We start from the raw sequence: 420 nt of genomic DNA, 5'->3' as shown, positions 1-420 counted from the left end.
CGGTACGTATCCGAAATACACACATGCCACCCATGCCCTTTGTCATGCCCACCATTTGCGTGAGTTAAAAGGATTCATCGAACAGGGGCATACGTGGGCGATGCGCATGACCACGTTTCTGTTAGCCGCCAAGCAAGCCGTCGAAGCCCATCACGGTGCACTTTCCGAAGAAGAAGCGAGACGGTGGGAACGAGTGTATGATCGCATCCTAGAAAGAGCACAACACCGATTAGAAACGATGACGCCTCTTCCGAAAAAAGCACTCGCTTTTGTTCGACGCCTTCAAAAACGAAAGGAAGAAGCGCTGCGTTTCTTACGTGAAGTACATGTTCCCTTTGATAACAACCAAGCCGAACGCGATCTTCGCATGGTCAAAGTCAAAGAGAACATTTCGGGTACGTTTCGCGAAGAAACATTCGC

Annotated in this window: 1 protein-coding gene; it reads left to right on the top strand. The window is 49.8% G+C overall.

The annotated features are described in order from the left end of the window. Positions 1–420: transposase (locus tag VU18_RS15380; protein ID WP_047758424.1), on the top strand; the 420-nt coding region annotated here is incomplete at both ends.

Source organism: Geobacillus sp. ZGt-1 (assembly GCF_001026865.1).
Lineage (GTDB): Bacteria > Bacillota > Bacilli > Bacillales > Anoxybacillaceae > Geobacillus > Geobacillus thermoleovorans.
The sequence above is the reverse complement of the archived record's forward strand: the minus strand, read 5'-3'. Positions and strand labels throughout refer to the sequence as shown.